We start from the raw sequence: 20,193 nt of genomic DNA, 5'->3' as shown, positions 1-20,193 counted from the left end.
TGCTTATCAATTCGAGTTCGCTTGAAAAGCGGGTGCTGAGAACAAGTGAAAAAAATATAAAGGGTAATAGCTCCCAAATCGTACTATTCCAATTTTAGACATATCGAATAATTAGTTTGGTTAAAAACTTAACAATTAAACCCCACCTGTTACAGTAGCTTTTGATGTTTGTGAAAAAAAATTAAACGCTTCCGTGTTCGTTTTCTTTATCTAAATATTCTTGTACAATATCGATAGCATTGGTAACCACATCACTTAATGCAGTAATGAAGCTTCCTTCTTCGGCACAATTGATAGCGTGTTTAATCGCTTCGGTTTCTTTAGGAATAATTTCATAAGTAACTATTTTACCTGAATTTTTAATTCCTTCGAGTATTAAATCAATAATTTCCTCTTCGGTTCTTCCTCTCAGGAATTTTTCTTGTCGAATGATAATATGGTCGAACATTCGGGCTGCTATAAAAGCACATTCTCTAATATCTTCATCACGACGGTCTCCGACACCAGCAATAATTCCAATTTTCCTGGTAGCATCGACACTTTGTAAATATTCTTCCACACCTTTGTACCCAGATGGATTATGAGCAAAATCAATCAATACTTTAAATTTTTTAAATTCAAAAATATTCATACGACCGGGAGTTTGTGCCGCACTTGGAATAAAAGTCTGTAAGGACAAACTAATATCTTCTGTTTTAAAACCCCATAAATAACTCGCTAAAGTTGCAGCAAGTACGTTGGCAATCATGAATTTTGCTTTTCCACCCAACGTTAAAGGAACGTGAGTAGCGCGTTCGATTCGGATTTTCCATTCCCCTTTTTTGATCGTAATAAACCCGTTTTCATATACGGCAACAGTTTTTCCTTCAGCGCAAAGTTTTTTAATGAAATCACTGTCTTCACTCAAACTAAAATAAGCAACATTGCAATGCAGGTCCTGGCCTATTTTTACACAATGCTCATCGTCACCGTTCAAAACTGCCCAACCATCTTTCTTGATGCTTTTTACAACAGTAGCTTTAACTCTTGCCAAATCATCTAAGGAGTGAATATCACTTAAACCCAAATGATCTTCCTGAATATTAGTAATAATTCCAATATCACAACTACTGAAACCCAAACCAGAACGAAGGATTCCACCCCGAGCCGTTTCTAAAACTGCAAATTCCACCGTTGGATCTCTTAAAATATACTCAGCACTAAGAGGTCCGGTGGTATCCCCTTTTTCCATCATGTGATTTTGAATATAAATGCCATCCGATGTGGTGAATCCCACTTTGAAACCATTATTTTTCACAATGTGTGCCAAAAGTCGGGTAGTGGTTGTTTTACCATTGGTTCCCGTCACAGCCATTATGGGAATATGAAAGGATTTGCCAGGAGGATATAACATGTCAATAACTGGTGAAGCTACGTTTCTGGGCAATCCTTCAGAAGGAGCAAGGTGCATTCTAAAACCTGGTGCTGCATTGACTTCCAGTATTACACCACCGTTTTCTTTTAAGGGTTGTGTTAAATTCTCTGCCATGACGTCAACACCACAAATGTCTAATCCAATTACTCTTGAAATCCTTTCGGCAAGAAAGATATTTTCCGGGTGCATCATATCGGTAACATCTACGGAGGTTCCGCCAGTACTTAAATTGGCGGTAGATTTTAGAAATACAATTTCACCAATTCTGGGAACCGTTTCTAATGTATAGCCTAGTTTTTCCAACAAGTCTTCGGTATCTCTGTCTACATCTATTTGAGTCAGTACATTTTCATGGCCGTAACCTCTTCTGGGATCAAGATTGGTTGTGTCAATTAAATGCTGAATAGTGTCTTTTCCATTTCCTACTATATGGGCAGGAACTCTTTTTGCGGCAGCAACTAATTTATTATCAATAACCAATATTCTAAAGTCGAAGCCGGTAATGAATTTTTCTACGATGACTCGTTTGCCATATTCTTGTGCGAAAGCCAAGCCTGAAACAGCATCTTCCCAATTAGTGACATTAATAGACGCGCCTTTTCCATGATTGCCATTCAAAGGTTTTAGTACGATCGGATAACCAATTTTTTTTATAGTTTCAGCCAAACCTTCCTCGTCAATACAAATGCTTCCGTTGGCCACAGGAATCGATGCCATATCCAACATCTTTTTGGTTTGTTCTTTGTTACAGGCAATATCTACAGCAATACTGCTCGTTTTACAGGTAATTGTTGCCTGAAAACGCATTTGATTGATACCATATCCTAGCTGAACTAGGGAATTTGTTCCGAGTCTTATCCACGGAATATTTCTGGAAACAGCTTCTTCTACAATACTCCCGGTGCTTGGCCCCAGTCGAACACGTTCCCGTATTTCACGCATTTTCTGTAAGTCGGCATTTAAATCGTAATCAGTTCCGGCAATTAGTGCTTCTGCAATTGCAACAGCTGATTCTGCTGCGAAAAGACCAACATTTTCTTCGGTATAACTAAAGACTACATTGTACGTTCCTGGAGTTTTCGTTTCTCTGGTCCTGCCAAAGCCGGTTTCCATTCCTGCCAAAGATTGGATCTCAAGAGCAATATGTTCAATTACGTGTCCCATCCAGGTTCCGCGTTCCACTCTGGAAAAAAATCCGCCACGACAGCCTTCGGAACAGCGATGCTCAATCATTGTAGGAAACATTGCTTCAATTCGCTCTCTGAATCCTTCTATTTTATTAGTGGGAAATTGTTCCATTTCCTCTAAATCCAACCGCATTTGAATTAATTTTTTTCTTTGGATGCTCCAAATATTGGGTCCGCGAAGGGCTTGTATTTTAATTATTTTCATAAAACGGAAATGTTATTTTTTGAATTAAAATGGATATATGTAAGGAATTGATTTTAAATATGATATATTCTAACTTTGAAAAAAAGGATTCTTTTAGATGGGTATTTTTTTTTAAAAGTATAGAATTCAACTAATATAGTTTTTAAAAAAAAGGAATCAAAATTTATTCCCTCAAAAATAAACAATAATTATTCCGCTTGTTATAATTTAAAAAAAAAGGTTACTTCACTGGCTTTTTTTATCTTTTTGGTTATTTTTACCAAATGAATATACTAGGAAAACTTATAATAATAGGAGGTGCGGTTGATAAAGGAAGTTTTACTGAAACCGATTTGGATAAAAATGCAACTAGCAATTTAAACTTTTTTGAAACCGGAATTTTAAAAAGGATAATAAACGAATCAAAACACAAAGAGAATTCTCGAATAGAAGTGATTACAACAGCTTCAGTAATCCCAAGAGAAATTGGCCCGGAATATGTTAAAGCATTTGAGCATCTGAATGCTAAAAATGTTGATATACTTACCATAGAAAGACGCGAAGAAGCTGCTGACGAAACGGTTTTGGCCCGATTAAAAGCAGCAGATATTGTTATGTTTACCGGAGGGGATCAATTGCGATTGACTTCTATTCTTGGTGGAACAAAATTTCATGATATTTTATTGGATAAATACCATAATGAAGAGTTTATTTATGCTGGAACTTCTGCAGGGGCTGCAGCAGCTTCAAATAATATGATTTATCAAGGCAGTAGTTCTGAAGCTTTATTGAAAGGCGAAGTGAAAATTTCTAGCGGATTAGGTTTAATAGATGGTGTTATTATCGATACCCATTTTGTACAACGCGGAAGAATTGGCCGACTTTTTCAAGCGGTTGTTGGTAATCCCAGAGTACTGGGGATAGGACTTGGAGAAGATACGGGATTATTGATTACCAATAATAGCCAAATGGAAGCTATTGGTTCGGGATTGGTGATTTTGGTTGATGGACGTGAAATAAAAGACACCAATTTAACCAAAGTAGAATTAGGACAACCCATTTCAATTTCACATTTGGTGACCCATGTCATGAGCAAATTTGATACCTATAATCTAGAAACGCATTTGATGCATATACAATCTTCACATTACCTATAATTCAGATTGGTGTAATTGATTTTGGACTTTAGTCCCATTATCAAATATCCGATATCCAACATCTACAACATGAAACTAATTATACACGGCGGTTTTTTTTCAGAATCATCTACTAATCATGAAACAAAAGTCGCCAAGCAAAATGCGCTGGAACAAATTGTAAAAGATTCCTATGCATTTTTAAAAACCCATTCGGCATTAGAAACAGTTGTTTATGCAGTTTCTCTTTTGGAAGATGATGAATTGTTTAATGCAGGAATTGGTTCCCAAATACAAAGTGACGGAAAAATCAGAATGAGCGCGGCAATTATGGATGGTGAGACTCAGAAAATGAGTGGCGTTATCAATATCGAAGAGGTGAAAAATCCAGTTCAGGTTGCCCAAATACTGATGGAATTTGACGACAGAGTTTTAGGTGGAAGTGGAGCAACTAATTTTGCGCGACAACATGGTTTTGAATCTTTTTCAACCGAAATTCCGCAGCGGCGAGCTGAATATGAAGCGAAACTGAAATCACTAGGTACAGGTACGGTGGGTTGCGTGGCTCAAGACCAAAATGGAAAAATTGCAGTAGCGACATCTACAGGCGGAAAAGGTTTTGAGATGCCAGGTCGCATTTCAGATTCTGCAACCGTAGCAGGCAATTATGCCAATTCATTTTGTGGCGTGAGTTTGACTGGTGTAGGCGAAGATATTGTGAGTAATGCAACAGCTGCCAAAATTGTCACTCGTGTTACCGATGGATTTACTTTGCAGGAAGCTTTCGTCAAAACGTTTAACGAATTAAAACCTTATGATGGTTTTGCAGGCGCCATTGCCATTGATATTCAAGGGAATATGTTTCATCAGGATTCACATCCCGCTATGGTTTTTGCCAGTTTTGACGGAGATAATTTTGAAGTTTTCGATTAATTTTTTTTTAGATGGAGATCTATTTAAGAGATTAATTCAAAGAAAATTCAAACCAAATAGGAATATGATCGGATATTATTCTGGCCTCTTTTAATGAATTGAATTTTTTGTAAAAAGAAATAATCCCGGAATTTATGGGATTGATTTTTGAAGTTTTGAAATACATATTATCAAATTCTGATGCGAGGCATTTATCATTTTTGCATGCTTGTTTGAGCGACGTTTTTTGGTCAACCAAAATTGATTGATATCCCATTTTTTTCAAAGGATTGAAGACCGTATGTGATTGTGGACAATTGAAATCACCTGCGAAAATTAAATTCAAAGTGGGATATTCTTCAGGTAAAAATTTGAAATATTTAATCTCGGTTTCTGGTTGTTTATTTTTAGTTATAGCGTGAAAATTTGCCACGGTAAACTGTTTGTTCTCATATTGAAACGTACAGAAATACGGTTCTCGGTCAATCTCTAAATGGTATTTTTTTTCGAGCCAGGCACGTCCTATTTTTTTTAATTTGTCGGTTTTCCAGATAAAAGCGTACCGTTCGGTTTTATAGGCACTACTACTGGTTGGGTCACTAATGACATAATCCCACTTGGCTCCTTTGCGATTGAGTTCATCCGCTAATCTTGCCACTGCCTGAGCTCCGCCGTAGCCTGCCACCACTTCCTGAATAGCTATAATATCATAGTCCCTTAGCGAATTTGCAATATAGTTGATCGTTTCTTCAGATTTTGATTTACCAAAGTTTTCCAGATTCCAGGACAGGAGTTTGGTTTGGGAGAATGTAACAGCGGAAATAAAAAAAAGTATAATGGAAAGAAAGGACTTCATCTAGGAAAAATATAGGGAGTAAAAATATCTTAGCCAAAATAGTGTTTTTATTTAATACGAATCTAAATTTTGAACAAATTTAGAAATATATGTCGATCATGATCTTTTTATGAGGGTCATATTCTTAGCAAAAAAAATGCCCGATTATTTGGATATTTTCGCTTTTGTTTATTCTAAAAAGAGTTCCATTCTTTTAATGTGAACTCTCCTTACTATTTTTATAGTGACCGTTTCGTGGATTAGTGCTCGAACTAAAATAAATGGGAATACAGTATATAGAATGACTTTTTTTTGTAATTGATTTTGTCTTAACTTTTTAATTTTTTTGATATAAAATCCTTAATTACTTTATCCATATCAGATGGTAAATCAGCATTTCTTATTTCAAATCTTTTTACTTTCATTGCTTTGAACCAATTTGTCCAATAGGCTTTTATCACATCTTCTTCGTATGGGTTTTTAGGGTTTGGATTGATACCTAAAACAAGAATTTCAAGGTTTGATAGATCATTATTAGCTTTTAGAAATTCTAATTTTTGATTCATCATTTTCTTACTCCAATCAGAGTTGTTTAATTGATTATTTTTTATTGTTTCTGGAGTAAGGTAACTAGTTGAATTCCCCTCCTTTATTTTAGAATCTTGGTAATAAATATAGCCATCTGTTACTATAATAAGAACATTACGATAGTCATCTTCAATGCAATAGTCGTTGACTTTATTTTTAAAGAATTTCCTAATTGAATGGTCATGTTAATATTAGAATCCATATTTTGCAGAAATTTAATTAGTATATTTTAAATTTGTTTTCTTGTTTTTATTGAATTTTTATTGCTTTTTATTTTTTTTGAAATAGTTTTATTTTTTGTAGTTGGAGCACACACTCCACAAGTTCCTCCATTCTGATTACAATGCTTACAACCAGAACAGTTCTTACATGCAGAACAATATTCAGAGCCGGTACAGCCTCTGCTTTCACAAGTCGACGCAATTAATTTTTTGAATGTTGTTTGACTTGAAGCACCATATGTAAACAAAAGAAATAAGGTTGTATGTAAAAGTTTTTTCATAGTCGAATAATATTATTTAAGGATTTGGCAAAAGACACACCTACTGAAATAGACGATAAACATTAAAAGACAACTACCCGATTTTAATGAGTTAAAATATTTTCTATATGAAACTCCGGATACTCTGGTTCTAATAAAAAGCTCTGTTATTTATATTCCGCTTTTAGTTTTAAGTCTAGGAAAAATTTCTGATTTATTGATGTTTATCCCTAAACTAGTGTCTGTTAATTATTTTTGAGAAATGAAAGTTCATTTCTAACTGGTATGGCATTCTACTGAACACGTTTTACACCCATTTGACTTTGTATAGGTTTTCTTTGCCTCAGCAACAGCTGATTTACAACTACCATGTTTATCTAAATCTTTTCTATTTGATAGACTTGGTAAATAGTGACAATCCTCTGTATGAACTTCATGATCTCCATTTGATTGTGCTTGCTTGTTCACATAATAATTTTTCATAATTTTTCTTTTTTTTTTAGTTTATTAATAATCTTTCAGCTATTTCGTCAATATCAATTACTGTTCTTGTCGGGAGTAATATTTGTATTTTATTATTGATTGGATTTTTAAAGATTTCAAAATTGCCTCTGCAATTTTGGTATCTAAACCAAAATGCTTTTAACCCTTTTATAAAACCGTCTTTTTGGGTAATTTCAAAGACATATTGGGAGCAATATTTTTTAAAAATGCATTACTTTCTTCTATTTTGAGGAATAAGTTTCCAATAGAGTCGAATTATAGATAAAATTAAATATTTCATTCTATTTTTCAAAAACAATCATTTGTCGATTAGTTGTATATCCTGGTTTTCCTCCTAATCCAAAACAGCCAGCTTCAGGTTGTACAAAAGTTGAAACACTTTCTAGTCTCACATATTTCCAACCCTGATTGGTGTAATTTTTAATCAAACTTTCTAACTGTTGAGCCACATGGTTTGAATTTCCTTTATTTGCATCTATTGAAGCTACAAATGGTATAACTTTATATTCCATAATTTATTCCAATTTTTGAATTAGGTTTTACCTTTTTAATTTTTAGGTAAAAGGAGTCTGCTTAGCAGATTCCTTTTTTAACTAAGCATACTGGGTTAGTGACCAAGTTGCGGATTTACCATCATAAGGAGGCATTCTATTTCCTTCAGCAATTGGAGCAGTTGTTGATGGATTACCAATAACTTTCCATACTCCTGATTCCAGACAATTTTCTCCCGTTTTTGCGGTTGTTCCAATGGGTTTTTTTGACATAATTTCAAATATTTAATTAATTAATAGATCAAACGTAGCATTAATAAAAATCGCGTCCTTGCGGGAAACTCATTTTCGTTGTTTTTTTCAAAATATTTTTTTTAGAACTTTAGTTTTAGTATTTCAATGGATTTTGATTCGTTAAATTAGAATGCTGACTGAAAAGATTATAAACAAAAGAATTACTCTATCTCGTACAACCCAACGGTGTCCAATAATTCTTTTTCAAATTGATATATATCATCTACAGTTTGAATGGCTTGTCTTACTTCGGTTTTGTTATCATTAAAGAGACTAATATATTTTTTACCTCCATTAAGATGTAGTCGTGATAATGGTTTTCTGTTGTTGTCGTCGAGAAGAATTCCGAAATAAGATTGTGTATCACGATAAGCGATTCTGTTTACAGGAAGCTTACGCCTTAGAATGGCGACTATAATTCGATAACCCTCCAGTTCCTCTTCGCTGGTAACCACGCGACTTTCTTCTTCAATACTTTCTAGTTGTTCCTCTTTTTGTTTAATAGTCTCTTTATTAAGAGCGGCATTCAAACGATCGTTAATTTTTTCACTGATAAATTGATTGAATGCTTTTTGGACTAATTCTTTAAATTCCTCCACAACCTTTTCTGTCAGCCTTCCTGCATGGACTTTATTGGCAAAAAGCTTGACAAATTCATTAGAAGGATTTTCGAGCTCGTCATTAATTTGCTTTTTTATCTCTTTAGTATACTTCAATGCGCTTGCATTATTTACAATGTGGTCTACATTGAAACTTGATTTATGGAATTTGGCTATTTCAATAATGGAATTTTCTTTAAGATTCACAATATCAAATTCAAGAAATGGTTTTTGGTCCATTTTATTTTTCTCGTCCAAATCAGTAAAGAACTGATAATGAATTCCATTTGTTAAAAGAGCAAAACGTGTTTTAGTAACATGAAAATAGCGAAACAATTGTGAACTATGAATCGTGAGATTCTCTTTCCAGCTTTTGCATTCAACAATGAGTATCGGTTCCCCATTCTGAAAAATGGCATAATCTACTTTTTCTCCCTTTTTTAAACCCAGATCTGCTGTAAATTCGGGGACAACTTCCAGAGGATTAAAAGCATCGTAACCAAGCATGTTTATGAATGGCAGTACAAATGCGTGTTTAGTAGATTCTTCAGTTTCAATTTTATCTTTTAGCTGATTGATTTTGTCGGCCAATGATTTGAGCTGGTTAGTTAGTTCCATACTATTTTGAGGGTTAATTAGTTACACACAAACCTACATCCATTAAAAATCAATTTTTTACGGGTTTCCACATTCTTGTCTTTTTTTTAGTATTTTTTTGCTCGAGGTTTTTAATAAAGAGTATCTAGTCGCAACATGTTACTATTTTCATATGGATTTTTAATATTTTTTTATTTGCTGATTTGTCAATTTGCTCCTTTTTTTGCTTTCTCCAATTTCGTGCCTAAAGCTTCCCATTTCACTTTCATGTAAGGGTATTTTGACAATGAAATTGAATTTCCTTGGAGTGATTTTTTATAATGTGTGACATATTCTTTTGCATAATTTGAATAATCATCAACTCTTTTGACCCATTTGTAATTTAGGATTGGATGCTTCTTTTTTGGAGTTCCATTTAATACCAATTTGGTATCTCTTATCATCGCTTGGGTTTCAGTGCCAAAGACTAACCTATTTTAATCCAGTTGCTGGCAATCCAGTCTAACAATTCTTCTCGATAAATTTGACGTTCTAAAATAGAGTGTTGTAAAAAGCTTTCTACTTTTTGGAAACTTGCTTTTGTTTGTGGGACTTTATATTTTTCTAAAAACTGATTGCAAAAATGAACTACTTCACATTCTTTGTTTTTATCTACATGTAGGCATTAGATATTTCAAGAGGATTGCCATTATTTGTCGCATCAACTGTTTTAGAATATCCTGTAAATGCTAAGTCTTCAGTTGTAAAATTGGCCATTTTTTAAATTTTAAAGTTAAACAGGCCAAACGTAATCTTTATAAAAATTAATTTTTTACGGGAAACCGTAAAAGGGATAATTCTTTTCGAAAAAGGTAAAAAAATATTTAGTTCCTGCGACTAAGTGGATCAAATTAATTAGTTGAATCTGTAGCTATGTAGTTTCTGTTTGAAAGGACCATGCAGCAGGCTATACCAATCCTAAATCTTTGGTTATGGAAATAAGATGCACATTGTTACTGGCCTTGAAGTATATTTTGAGTCTATTGATTCGCTTCTCGATGCTACTGCTGCCATTAGGAATAATCCCAGATTTTTTAAATTCCGATGCTATTTCGTCAAGAATTAATCCTTTAGATAAAAATTTTAAAAGAGAAATGTCATAGGCTTCAATTTCCAAGATTGTCTTGTCTCTTAATAGGTGTGACAGTTCAGGAGAAATGATTTTATCATCACCGTTAAATAGGTTCTGAACCGTATTTTTAAGTTGAGGAATACTATTACGTCCTTTACACACGTAGGCATTGATTCCGGTAATATTAAAAAGGGACTTTATTCTAAAAGATTTATCTTCAATAGAAAACACTATGGTTTTGATATTTGACTGTAGTTTTTTCACAGCATCAATTAACTCCTCACCTGAACCGAGTCTGTCTTCCCGATGGTCTGGTGTAAATGACAAATCCGAGATTAATAAATCAAAAGGCTCCTTATCATGAAGAGCTTTTTTTATTTTTAAGAAAGCATCGTCACAGTATTTTGCATGATGAATTTCTACAACAGAAAGTTCCTCGAGTGCTTGAACAACTGTTATACTGATACTGTCTAAATCTTCGGCAACTAAAACTTTACGGAACATAAGGTCATGATTATATTGGAAAAATAAAACTTACTTTAAATCCTTTATCGGATTTAGTATCAAAAGTAGTTGTTCCTTTTATAGCCTGAATACGGTTTTCCACATTCTGTAGTCCATTTCTTGATTTTTTTTCATCAAATGACGCTCCAATGCCGTTATCAGTGTAATCTATATGTAATTTATTTTCATTTTTTTTGAAAGTTACTATGACTAAGGTGCACTGACTGTGCTTTTTCATGTTGACAAGTAATTCTTGCAGGACACGATAAACGGTTATTTTTTTATTATTTTCCAAAGTGGTCCAATTAACTGTATCTATTCCATTGGTCAATATATTGACTTCATTGTTATTGAATCCGGACATCATGTCTTTTAAGTTGGATATAAAAAGAGGTCCTTCTGCGATAGTGCTGTTTTCTTTAGAAATGTTTCTTGTTCTGGAATAGATAGTGTCGAGATTGCTGAGCAATTTTTCTTTGTTTTGACCGTTGGATAAATCCTGTGTTTCGACAAAAGCCATCGTATGGTAAACATCATTAGCTAATTCATCATGTAATTTTTTTGCAATTCGAATCTCAGTAGTATAAGAGACTTTTATTTTTTCTCGTTTGTTTTTGGCTATAAGAAAATTGGCAATGAAAATGCTAACCAAAACGATAAAAGCAACAGCGAAATATAAAAGTTGGTTGCTGTTTTTTTGTTGTTCCAATTGAAGTGCGTTTTCTGCTTTTTGAGCTTTTAGTTTTAAATTTTCTTCTTTTTCTTTTTTGGAATCGTATTTTATTTTAGCAAATTGATTTTTTGCCTTTTGTCGCACTTTATTGATACTGTCAGTAAGATGTAGATGCAACAGGGAGAATTTTTTTGATCGATCGCCAATGCTATTTTCGATCAATAAGGCTAATGATTTTAAGCGAATATTTACGCTTTTTATTTCGGTGGCTTTTTCATAGGCTAGTTGTGCATAGCGATCAGATTTTTCAGAATTAGGCTCTTTATAAAATTCGGAAAAATGGATATAGCTTGCCATTATTCCAAAGCCATCTTTTATCTTTTTTCTCATTTTCAAAGATTCACTCATATAGCCAAGGCTTTTTGGATCACCAATTTTAAAATAACAATAACCTAAATTATCGAGTGATCTGGCCATGGTTTCTGCACCATTTGGAATATCTTTATTGAGAATCACTGACGAAAAAACACGTATGGCACCTTGATAGTCTTCTTTATCCATGTATACGACTGCAATATTATTTTTAAGAATGATTTTTTGTAATTTAGTATCGGCTTCATTATAGGCTTGATTATAATAATAAATAGCATTATTATAATCATATAAGTTCTCATAATTAATCCCTAATAGATTAAAAAGAGCACATTTATAAGCGGGGTTTGTATCTTTTTGAAAGAATGATAGAGCTTCCGTTGCCGTAGTTTCGCTACTTGAATAATCACCTTCATTTTGTTGAATGATGGCCATTTTTAATAATGAATAAATTATCTTTTCATTATCTGTTAAAACATTAGAAGTAGATTTTATTTTATTATAATAATAGAAAGCACTATCGTTTTTTTTGTTTTCAAAATAGTTTTCAGCAAGTGTCAAATACTTTGCATAATGGGTATTAGCTTTAGATTTAGCAATGTTTTGCTTTTCTTTTTTACAGGATTGTAAGACAAATAATTGCACTAGTAATAAAATGCAAATCGGGAAATGGAACTTTTTAAGTATCATTTCCCGAAAATACAGAAATTAATTAAAATATTGGAACATTCGAATTGATTTTACCTTATGGTTTTGGAGGAGTAATCGGAATTTGACCATTTTGTCCATCAATTGGATCACTAGCCGCATCGGCGGATATTTGTTGTTTAGAATTGTTTGGAGTTGTTTCCACTTCATCATTGGTACACGAAACCATAGCAACACATGCAAGGATATAACACGATACTAGAATTATTCTTTTCATTTTTTGGAAATTAAAAATTAGACATAGGTCGGACTGTCCGATATTGAAATCGGATCTTTGCCAGAATAGGCAAGCCTTTAAAAACAATTTGTTCTTTTGCTTTTTGGGAAGTGAAGTGCGCTGATGCAGAATAGTATATTTATACTTCCCTGATAAACTTGCCATACTGGTTAGCGACACTTTTTTTAGAACTAGTTTTGTACATTTGTCTTGATTGCAATTCAAGACAGGAACTAATTCTGTAGCAAAGAAATACTGTCTGTGTTGAATAATTTTAGTGGAATTCCTGTAATTCCGGTAATTCTGGTGAATTCCGTTTAATGCTTGTTAAGACCTGTAAATGCTTATGAATAAAATTACCTTTGAAGAATATAAGGGTGCTATAAAGACAAAATACGTAGAGATGAAAGGGGAAGAGGTTTCTGGTATTTTGTTGAATCCCACACCAGCTCAATTGCGAAATTTGTGTTTGATGATTTTTGAGAACTCTTTATCCAACTCTGATAAAAATATTTTAAACTTGTTTTTTAATGTAAAGGAAGAGGGAAGTCTAAGGAAGTCTATCGAGAATTTTGATATAGCACGGTTTAGACCTATTATATCATTCTTAAAGGGAGAGAAAGATTCCGAGAATACGGCAAGGATTGAATTGGCAGCTATTCTTGTTGATTTTCATCCTAGACCTTACAATAAGTATTTGCTTAATGCGAAAATTAATGAACGAAGTCCAGGCGTTTCTATAGTAATGGAGAAAGAGGAAGGGCGTGACAAGAATACTCCTTTAGATAAATTCGGTGAAAAAGGATTGAAACTAAAGAAAAGTAAACGAGTAAAAAAAAAGAAAGCAATTGTTTTTGCTGTATTGTTGTCGCTATTTTTTATGGGATATACGGTAAAGGATATAGTTTTTCCAAAAAAAGAATGTATGATTTGGAACGGCAATCATTATGAAGCCCTAGATTGTAAAAGTGAAATAGTAAGGACTAATTTTACGTCGGTGATGGTTTTGAACGAGTATTTATTATCCTTTAAAAAAATAGAGGTGAACACAAAGAGTATTTTCTTCAAAAAAGGAAGGCCGATAGTGTGGTATGGAAAATCATTTGACGGAAGTTATGAATATTTTAATCAGCCCGGGCTACATCCGGAAACAGGGAAAACCTTAAAGCCAATATCTGCTTATATTATTAAAAAATATATCGATAAATAATGACGCTTCAATCTGATTGATTCAGTTAAATGGGATAATTTTGATTATTTCGGAAAGGTAAAACTTGCTTTAAACCCCTTGTTGGATTTGATATCAAAAGTAATGGTTCCTTTTATAGCGGAAATTCGGTTTTCGACATTCTGTAATCCGCTTTTTGAATTTAATTTATCAAATACAGTTCCAACGCCGTCATCCGTATAATCGATTTGTAATTTATTTTCATTTTTTTCGAAAGTGATTACAGCCAAACTGCATTGACTGTGTTTTTTCATGTTGACAAGCAATTCCTGAAGGACACGGTAAATGGTTATTTTTTTATTGTCTTCTAAAGTAGTCCAATTGATTGTATCTATTCCATTGATTAATACATTCACCGTACTTGTATTGAATCCAGACATCATTTCTTTTAAACTCGACACAAAGAAAGGTCCGGTTTCTACGGTGCTGTTTTCTTTAGAAATGTTTCGTGTTCTGCAATAAATGGTATCTAGGCTGGTAAGTAGTATTTCTTTATTTTGACTGGTAGATAAATCTTGTGTTTCGGCAAAAGCCATGGTATGATACACATCATTAGCCAATTCATCGTGAAGTTTTTTGCCAATCCGAATCTCAGTGTTATAGGAGGTTTTTATTTTTTCTCTTTTGTTTTTGGCTACAAGAAAATTAGATATAAAAATACTTGTCAAAATAATAATTGCAACAACAAAATATAAAATGAGGTAGCTCTTTTGTTGCTGTTCCTGTTGAAGTATTTTTTGTGTTTTTAGTTTTAGATTTTCCTCTTTTTGTTTTTTGGAATCGTATTTGATTTTAGCAAATTCATTTTTCGATTTTTGCCGTACTTTATTTATGCTATCAGTGATATGGAGGTAGTGCAATGAAAAATTTCTCGATTTATTTCCTGTACTGTTTTTAATTAGTAGTTCCAAAGATCGCAAACGATCATCAACACTGTTTATTTCGGTTGCTTTTTCATAGGTCAGTTGGGCGTATGCAGTGGCTAAATTTGGATTGCTTTTTTTGTAGTATTCGGAAAGATGATAATAACTCGAAAGCAGTCCCCAGTCATCCTTTATTTTTAACCTTATTTTTAAGCCTTGATTTAAATAGTAAAATGCCTTTGGACTTCCTGATTTAGTATAGACATCACCTAAATTGTCGTTTATTCTGGCAAATGTTTCGGCATGATGGATCACTTCTTTCCTTTTAATCAAAGGCAGAAGAATTTGTAAGGCTTTTTGATAATCACCCATTTCTATATAGGTTATCGCAATATTGTTTACAATACCAGCTTTGTCAATTTGATCTGTTTTTAAATTTAACGCTTTTTTGAAGTAATAGAGAGCGTTGTCATTGTCAAATGTGTAGAGATAATTATTTCCCGGAGTATTATAGATGTTCCATTTTCCGTTGGGATATTTTTCTGTGTTTTCGAGAAAAGGAAGTGCTTCGACAGCCGTGGCTTCACTACCGGAGTAATCTCCCAGAGCCCTTTGGATTTGTGACATCCACGCTAAGGAATGAATAATTCTAGAGGTGTCTTTTTTTAATTCGGCTGTATATTTGGCTTTGTTATAGTAATAGTAAGAACTGTCAAATTCTTCATTATCGTAATGTTTGTGACCAATTGCTAAGAAGCTATTAATTTCTGCTACATCAGGTTGTTTTTTTTGATTGTTTTGCGTCTTTTGTTTGTAAGATTGTGCAATGAAAAGTAGGATCAGTAATAAAATAGAAATTGAAAAAGGGAACTTTTTAAGTATCATTAGCCGAAAGTACAGAAATTAATTGCAATACAAAAGGGATCTGATTAGTATAATTGTTATTTTGTAGAGAAGGTTTAAATACCATTTAAAAAACAAAAAACCCCAATCTTTCGATTGAGGTTCTATATAAGTAAGTAATCTAAATTGAGTTGATAAAACGTTTATTTTACTTTATTAAGTACTGCTATGAAAGCTTCTGGGTGATTCATCGCTAAATCTGCAAGAACTTTACGGTTCAATTCGATTCCGTTAGCTTTTACTTTACCCATGAATTGTGAATAAGACATTCCTTCCAATCTAGCTCCAGCGTTGATACGTTGAATCCATAAAGCACGGAAATTTCTTTTATTCACTTTTCTATCACGGTAAGCGTAGCACATTGCTTTCTCAACCGCATTCTTAGCAACTGTCCAAACGTTTTTACGTCTACCAAAGAAACCTTTGGCTTGCTTCATTATTTTTTTTCTTCTTGCTCTTTTTGCAACTGAATTTACCGATCTTGGCATAATTTTATTGTTTTTTTGTAGCAGGCGGCTTGAATTTAATCAAAAGCACTTAATGGCCATACTCCAAGGTTATTTTAAATTGTTTTAACCTAAAGAATTATTAGATAATTCTTAATTGTTGTTTGATGCTTTTCATATCTGTTTTGTGAACTAGCGCTGAGTGTGTCAATGCTAATTTACGTTTTTTAGATTTTTTAGTCAAGATATGACTTTTAAAAGCATGCTTTCTTTTAATCTTCCCAGAACCAGTAACTTTAAAACGTTTCTTGGCGCTAGATTTGGTTTTCATTTTAGGCATTTTTTCCTAGTGTTTTAATTTATTCTTACTTACTTATCTTATCTTTTGTTTAAAGTCTTAATTTTCAGTTTTAAAACTGAATACTGAACTGCAAACCGTTTACTTCTTTTTCTTAGGAGCAATGAACATAATCATTCTCTTTCCTTCAAGAACTGGCATGGCCTCCACCTTACCAAACTCTTCAAGATCTGTGGCTAGTCTTAATAATAAGATTTGACCTTGATCTTTATAGATAATGGAACGTCCTTTAAAGAAAACGAAAGCTTTTAATTTCGCTCCTTCTTTCAAGAATTTCTCAGCGTTCTTTCTCTTAAACTCATAATCATGCTCATCGGTTTGTGGACCAAAACGGATTTCTTTCACAACAACTTGTGTAGATTTCGCTTTTAAGACTTTATCACGTTTCTTTTGTTCGTAAACAAATTTCTTGTAATCCATGATTTTGCAAACCGGTGGTTCAGCATTAGGAGAAATCTCAACCAAATCCAATTCAAATTGGTCAGCTAATCTTAAAGCTTCGGAAAGTTTAAAAACTCCTGGCTCAATGTTCTCTCCTACAAGTCTTACTTCTTGTACACCACGAATAAGATTATTTATTCTGTGTGCATCTTTTTTTTCTACGCGAGGTTGGTAACCTCTGTTGCTTCTTATTGCTATGACTTTATAATTTAAGTTAAACTGTAAATACTTTTAATGTTTTATTTATCTCTTCGTTTACAATAGCAACAAATTCTTCTATTGTAACGCTGATATTTCCTTTTCCTTCCTGTCCGTGACGACGGATAGAGATAGTGCCGTTTTTTTCTTCTTCCTCACCTACAATCAACATAAATGGGGTTTTTTGCATTTCGGCATCCCTAATTTTCTTGCCTATTGTCTCGTTTCTATTATCAATGAGGGCGCGAATTTCGTGATTTTCTAGCAAATCTAAAACTTTTTTCGCATATATTTCATATTTCTCGCTCAAAGACAATATTATAGCTTGCTCAGGCATCAGCCATAGTGGGAAATTTCCTGCGGTGTGTTCTAGTAAAATTGCAATAAATCGTTCCATTGAGCCAAAAGGAGCTCTGTGAATCATCACAGGTCTATGCAATTCGTTATCAGAACCTTTGTACGTCAAGTCAAAACGTTCCGGTAGGTTATAATCCACCTGAATCGTTCCTAGCTGCCATTGTCTTCCTAAGGCATCTTTTACCATGAAATCTAATTTCGGGCCATAGAAAGCGGCTTCGCCATATTCAACTACGGTATTCAGTCCTTTGTCGGCAGCAGCGTTGATAATTGCATTTTCCGCTTTTTCCCAGTTTTCATCGGTACCTATATATTTATCCCTGTTTTCTTTGTCTCTCAAGGAAATCTGAGCTGTAAAGTTTTCGAATCCTAATGAACCGAATACGTATAGTACCAAGTCAATTACTTTCTTGAACTCGTCGTCCAGTTGTTCCGGAGTACAGAAAATATGGGCGTCATCCTGCGTAAACCCTCTTACACGAGTCAAACCGTGTAATTCGCCACTTTGTTCGTATCTGTAAACTGTACCAAATTCTGCATAACGCTTGGGTAAATCTTTGTATGACCAGGGGCGTACATTATAAATTTCACAGTGATGAGGGCAGTTCATTGGTTTTAATAAAAACTCTTCTCCTTCTGCCGGAGTGCTTATTGGTTGGAAGCTATCAGCACCATATTTTGCATAATGCCCCGAAGTTACATACAATTCTTTCTGACCAATATGTGGCGTCACCACTTGTTCATATCCTCCTTTTTTCTGCGCTTTTTTCAAAAATTGTTCTAGTCTATCTCGTAAAGCAGCGCCTTTCGGTAACCACAATGGTAAACCTGCGCCTACTTTTTGTGAAAAAGCAAATAACTCAAGTTCTTTGCCTAGTTTTCTATGATCACGGCGTTTTGCTTCCTCAAGTAATTCTAAGTATTCAGTTAAGTCCTTTTGTTTAGGAAACGAAGTTCCATAAACACGAGTCAACTGTTTGTTTTTCTCATCACCACGCCAGTAAGCACCAGCAACGCTCATAATTTTCATCGCTTTGATTATTCCGGTGTTTGGAATATGGCCACCGCGACATAAATCGGTAAACGTATCGTGATCGCAAAACGTAATAGTTCCGTCTTCAAGGTTTGTAATCAATTCTGTTTTGTAAACGTTGTCTTTATATAGTTCTAAAGCTTCCGCTTTAGAAATAGGACGTAGTTTGAATTCATGCTTTCCGCGTGAAATTTCAAGAACACGATCTTCAATTTTTTTAAAGTCAGCATCTGTGATTTTTTGATCTTCAAAATCTACATCATAATAAAACCCATTCGATATTGCCGGTCCAAGAGTTAGTTTTATACCTGGGTACAGTTCCTCAAGAACCTGTGCCATGACATGTGAAGTCGAATGCCAAAAAGCTTTCTTTCCGTCGGCATCATTCCATGTATATAATATAAGACTGCCGTTCGTCGTCAAAGGAGTTGTGGTTTCCACAGTTGTACCATCAAAAGAAGCCGAAATCACATTTCTGGCAAATCCTTCACTAATGCTTTTAGCAACATCCATAGGAGTTACCCCTGGCGCAAACTCTTTAACTGACCCGTCGGGCAAAGTAATCTTAATCATTGTTTATTATTTTAAGACTGCAAATATATACCATTACAAAAATACATACAATATATATGTAAGGTTTGTTACTATAGTAGGTGTAAAAAGAAAAACAACACTCCTATATTGTATAGGTATGGAGTGGGTTTTTCGATTTGGAGCTATTGGGTAGTATTTGTTTTAATCTTTCTCCGGTAAGAAACCAGAGAATCAGTTAAAGAATTTTTAGCGCCATCAGATCTGGAAAGTAGTTCTGTAGATCGGAAATTAGTTTAAAGAGGCAGCAGGTTCCCGTGTTTAGAATGATTTATGAATGATAGGAAGGGTATGGTGGGATTGCCTGTATAAGGGGTGGTAGGGGTGATTTTATCGATTTTGACTGTGATATCCTGGGATAGTGATTTGAGTTTAAAAAACTTTGATTTCTAAGAAACGCGTTTTCAGGGAGTTAAACCTTAGATTAAGAAAATGTTAAAAAAAGTGTTTAAAAAAGCTTGAATAACTGAATAAAGGGGTTACTTTTGCACCCGCAATGACGCGGAGTTCTTAGTTATTTATTGGAATGCGGATCAAATATAGAGCGAAAGTTTTAGAAAAAAGATTTGCGAGAAAAGAAAGAAGTAATTATCTTTGCCGACCCGAAAGGGAGCAAGTTCATAGAGAGATTGAGTGGGGGGGAAAGATGAGAAATCATAATTTCAGAGAAAGGAAAAAGGGGATAAAAATTTCCAAAAAAAACTTTCAAAAACACTTGCGAGATTAAAAAGAAGTTGTACTTTTGCACCCGCTTCCAGAGACACACGATGTGCGTTGAAGAGGCTAAAAATAAGAAGAACACGTTCCTAGACATATTGAATTGACAGCCGTTTTGAAAGAGATTTCAAGACAAAAGAATAAAGAGTAATAGAATCGAAAGATTTGAAAAAACCACTAGAGAATTTAGTCGAATATAACAAAGAGTTCAGATTTATTTGAATTCGCACAATATACGATGAAGAGTTTGA

At 33.9% G+C, this 20,193-nt stretch carries 20 protein-coding genes; 3 read left to right on the top strand and 17 right to left on the bottom strand.

The genetic code is table 11. From position 1 onward, the window contains the following. Window positions 1-181 precede the first annotated feature (181 nt). Window positions 182-2,806 carry a cyanophycin synthetase gene (cphA, locus tag ACNQGH_RS20840; RefSeq protein ID WP_417957943.1) on the bottom strand — a complete coding sequence of 875 codons (2,625 nt, stop codon included), beginning with the start codon at window positions 2,804-2,806 and terminating at the stop codon, window positions 182-184. A gap of 263 nt (window positions 2,807-3,069) precedes the next feature. Between cphA and ACNQGH_RS20835 the strand changes: the two genes are divergently transcribed. Then, window positions 3,070-3,942, top strand: a complete 873-nt coding sequence (locus ACNQGH_RS20835; protein ID WP_417957942.1) for a cyanophycinase — start codon at window positions 3,070-3,072, stop codon at window positions 3,940-3,942. A 69-nt stretch (window positions 3,943-4,011) separates the two neighbouring features. After that, window positions 4,012-4,854: an isoaspartyl peptidase/L-asparaginase gene (locus tag ACNQGH_RS20830; RefSeq protein ID WP_417957941.1), complete on the top strand. Its 843-nt coding sequence runs from the start codon at window positions 4,012-4,014 to the stop codon at window positions 4,852-4,854. 31 nt (window positions 4,855-4,885) lie between these two features. Here ACNQGH_RS20830 and ACNQGH_RS20825 read toward each other — a convergent pair whose 3' ends face one another. The 11 genes from ACNQGH_RS20825 to ACNQGH_RS20775 all read right to left on the bottom strand — a co-directional run bounded on the left by ACNQGH_RS20825 (window position 4,886) and on the right by ACNQGH_RS20775 (window position 12,807). Then, entirely contained in the window at window positions 4,886-5,689 is an 804-nt protein-coding gene (locus tag ACNQGH_RS20825; protein ID WP_417957940.1) for an endonuclease/exonuclease/phosphatase family protein, read from the bottom strand. 308 nt (window positions 5,690-5,997) lie between these two features. After that, window positions 5,998-6,237: a hypothetical protein gene (locus ACNQGH_RS20820; RefSeq protein WP_417957939.1), complete on the bottom strand. Its 240-nt coding sequence runs from the start codon at window positions 6,235-6,237 to the stop codon at window positions 5,998-6,000. A 248-nt stretch (window positions 6,238-6,485) separates the two neighbouring features. Next, the gene (locus tag ACNQGH_RS20815; RefSeq protein ID WP_417957938.1) at window positions 6,486-6,758 is read right to left on the bottom strand and encodes a hypothetical protein; all 273 of its coding nucleotides are present in this window, start codon (window positions 6,756-6,758) and stop codon (window positions 6,486-6,488) included. 478 nt (window positions 6,759-7,236) lie between these two features. Further along, window positions 7,237-7,449, bottom strand: a complete 213-nt coding sequence (locus ACNQGH_RS20810; RefSeq protein ID WP_417957952.1) for a membrane protein insertion efficiency factor YidD — start codon at window positions 7,447-7,449, stop codon at window positions 7,237-7,239. A 73-nt stretch (window positions 7,450-7,522) separates the two neighbouring features. Next, complete coding sequence (locus ACNQGH_RS20805; protein ID WP_417957937.1) at window positions 7,523-7,753, bottom strand: hypothetical protein; 231 nt, start codon at window positions 7,751-7,753, stop codon at window positions 7,523-7,525. A gap of 81 nt (window positions 7,754-7,834) precedes the next feature. Beyond that, window positions 7,835-8,005, bottom strand: coding sequence for a hypothetical protein (locus ACNQGH_RS20800; protein WP_417957936.1), 171 nt, complete (start codon window positions 8,003-8,005; stop codon window positions 7,835-7,837). Between the two features lie 182 nt (window positions 8,006-8,187). Next, window positions 8,188-9,243 carry a type I restriction endonuclease gene (locus ACNQGH_RS20795; RefSeq protein WP_417957935.1) on the bottom strand — a complete coding sequence of 352 codons (1,056 nt, stop codon included), beginning with the start codon at window positions 9,241-9,243 and terminating at the stop codon, window positions 8,188-8,190. Between the two features lie 185 nt (window positions 9,244-9,428). Then, window positions 9,429-9,665: a hypothetical protein gene (locus ACNQGH_RS20790; protein ID WP_417957934.1), complete on the bottom strand. Its 237-nt coding sequence runs from the start codon at window positions 9,663-9,665 to the stop codon at window positions 9,429-9,431. A 503-nt stretch (window positions 9,666-10,168) separates the two neighbouring features. Further along, entirely contained in the window at window positions 10,169-10,837 is a 669-nt protein-coding gene (locus ACNQGH_RS20785) for a response regulator (protein ID WP_417957933.1), read from the bottom strand. Between the two features lie 10 nt (window positions 10,838-10,847). After that, a complete protein-coding gene (locus ACNQGH_RS20780; RefSeq protein ID WP_417957932.1) occupies window positions 10,848-12,527 on the bottom strand; it encodes a tetratricopeptide repeat-containing sensor histidine kinase in 1,680 nt (559 codons plus the stop codon). Window positions 12,528-12,627: 100 nt separating this feature from the next. Next, complete coding sequence (locus ACNQGH_RS20775; RefSeq protein ID WP_417957931.1) at window positions 12,628-12,807, bottom strand: hypothetical protein; 180 nt, start codon at window positions 12,805-12,807, stop codon at window positions 12,628-12,630. A 346-nt stretch (window positions 12,808-13,153) separates the two neighbouring features. On the opposite strand from ACNQGH_RS20775, the gene ACNQGH_RS20770 reads away from it, so the two are divergent. Beyond that, window positions 13,154-14,017: a hypothetical protein gene (locus ACNQGH_RS20770; protein WP_417957930.1), complete on the top strand. Its 864-nt coding sequence runs from the start codon at window positions 13,154-13,156 to the stop codon at window positions 14,015-14,017. A 44-nt stretch (window positions 14,018-14,061) separates the two neighbouring features. Here the strand turns inward: ACNQGH_RS20770 and ACNQGH_RS20765 are convergent, their stop codons facing one another. The 5 genes from ACNQGH_RS20765 to thrS all read right to left on the bottom strand — a co-directional run bounded on the left by ACNQGH_RS20765 (window position 14,062) and on the right by thrS (window position 19,207). Next, window positions 14,062-15,783: a tetratricopeptide repeat-containing sensor histidine kinase gene (locus tag ACNQGH_RS20765; RefSeq protein WP_417957929.1), complete on the bottom strand. Its 1,722-nt coding sequence runs from the start codon at window positions 15,781-15,783 to the stop codon at window positions 14,062-14,064. 161 nt (window positions 15,784-15,944) lie between these two features. Then, window positions 15,945-16,289, bottom strand: a complete 345-nt coding sequence (gene rplT, locus ACNQGH_RS20760; protein ID WP_417957928.1) for a 50S ribosomal protein L20 — start codon at window positions 16,287-16,289, stop codon at window positions 15,945-15,947. 100 nt (window positions 16,290-16,389) lie between these two features. Further along, the gene (gene rpmI, locus ACNQGH_RS20755; protein ID WP_022827375.1) at window positions 16,390-16,587 is read right to left on the bottom strand and encodes a 50S ribosomal protein L35; all 198 of its coding nucleotides are present in this window, start codon (window positions 16,585-16,587) and stop codon (window positions 16,390-16,392) included. Between the two features lie 99 nt (window positions 16,588-16,686). Next, on the bottom strand, window positions 16,687-17,244 hold the full coding sequence (gene infC / locus ACNQGH_RS20750) for a translation initiation factor IF-3 (protein WP_369699884.1): 558 nt from the start codon (window positions 17,242-17,244) through the stop codon (window positions 16,687-16,689). 16 nt (window positions 17,245-17,260) lie between these two features. Continuing rightward, entirely contained in the window at window positions 17,261-19,207 is a 1,947-nt protein-coding gene (thrS, locus tag ACNQGH_RS20745; protein WP_417957927.1) for a threonine--tRNA ligase, read from the bottom strand. Window positions 19,208-20,193: the final 986 nt, after the last annotated feature.

This window comes from Flavobacterium kochi (assembly GCF_048286715.1).
In the GTDB taxonomy this organism is placed as follows: Bacteria; Bacteroidota; Bacteroidia; order Flavobacteriales; family Flavobacteriaceae; genus Flavobacterium.
The sequence above is the reverse complement of the archived record's forward strand: the minus strand, read 5'-3'. Positions and strand labels throughout refer to the sequence as shown.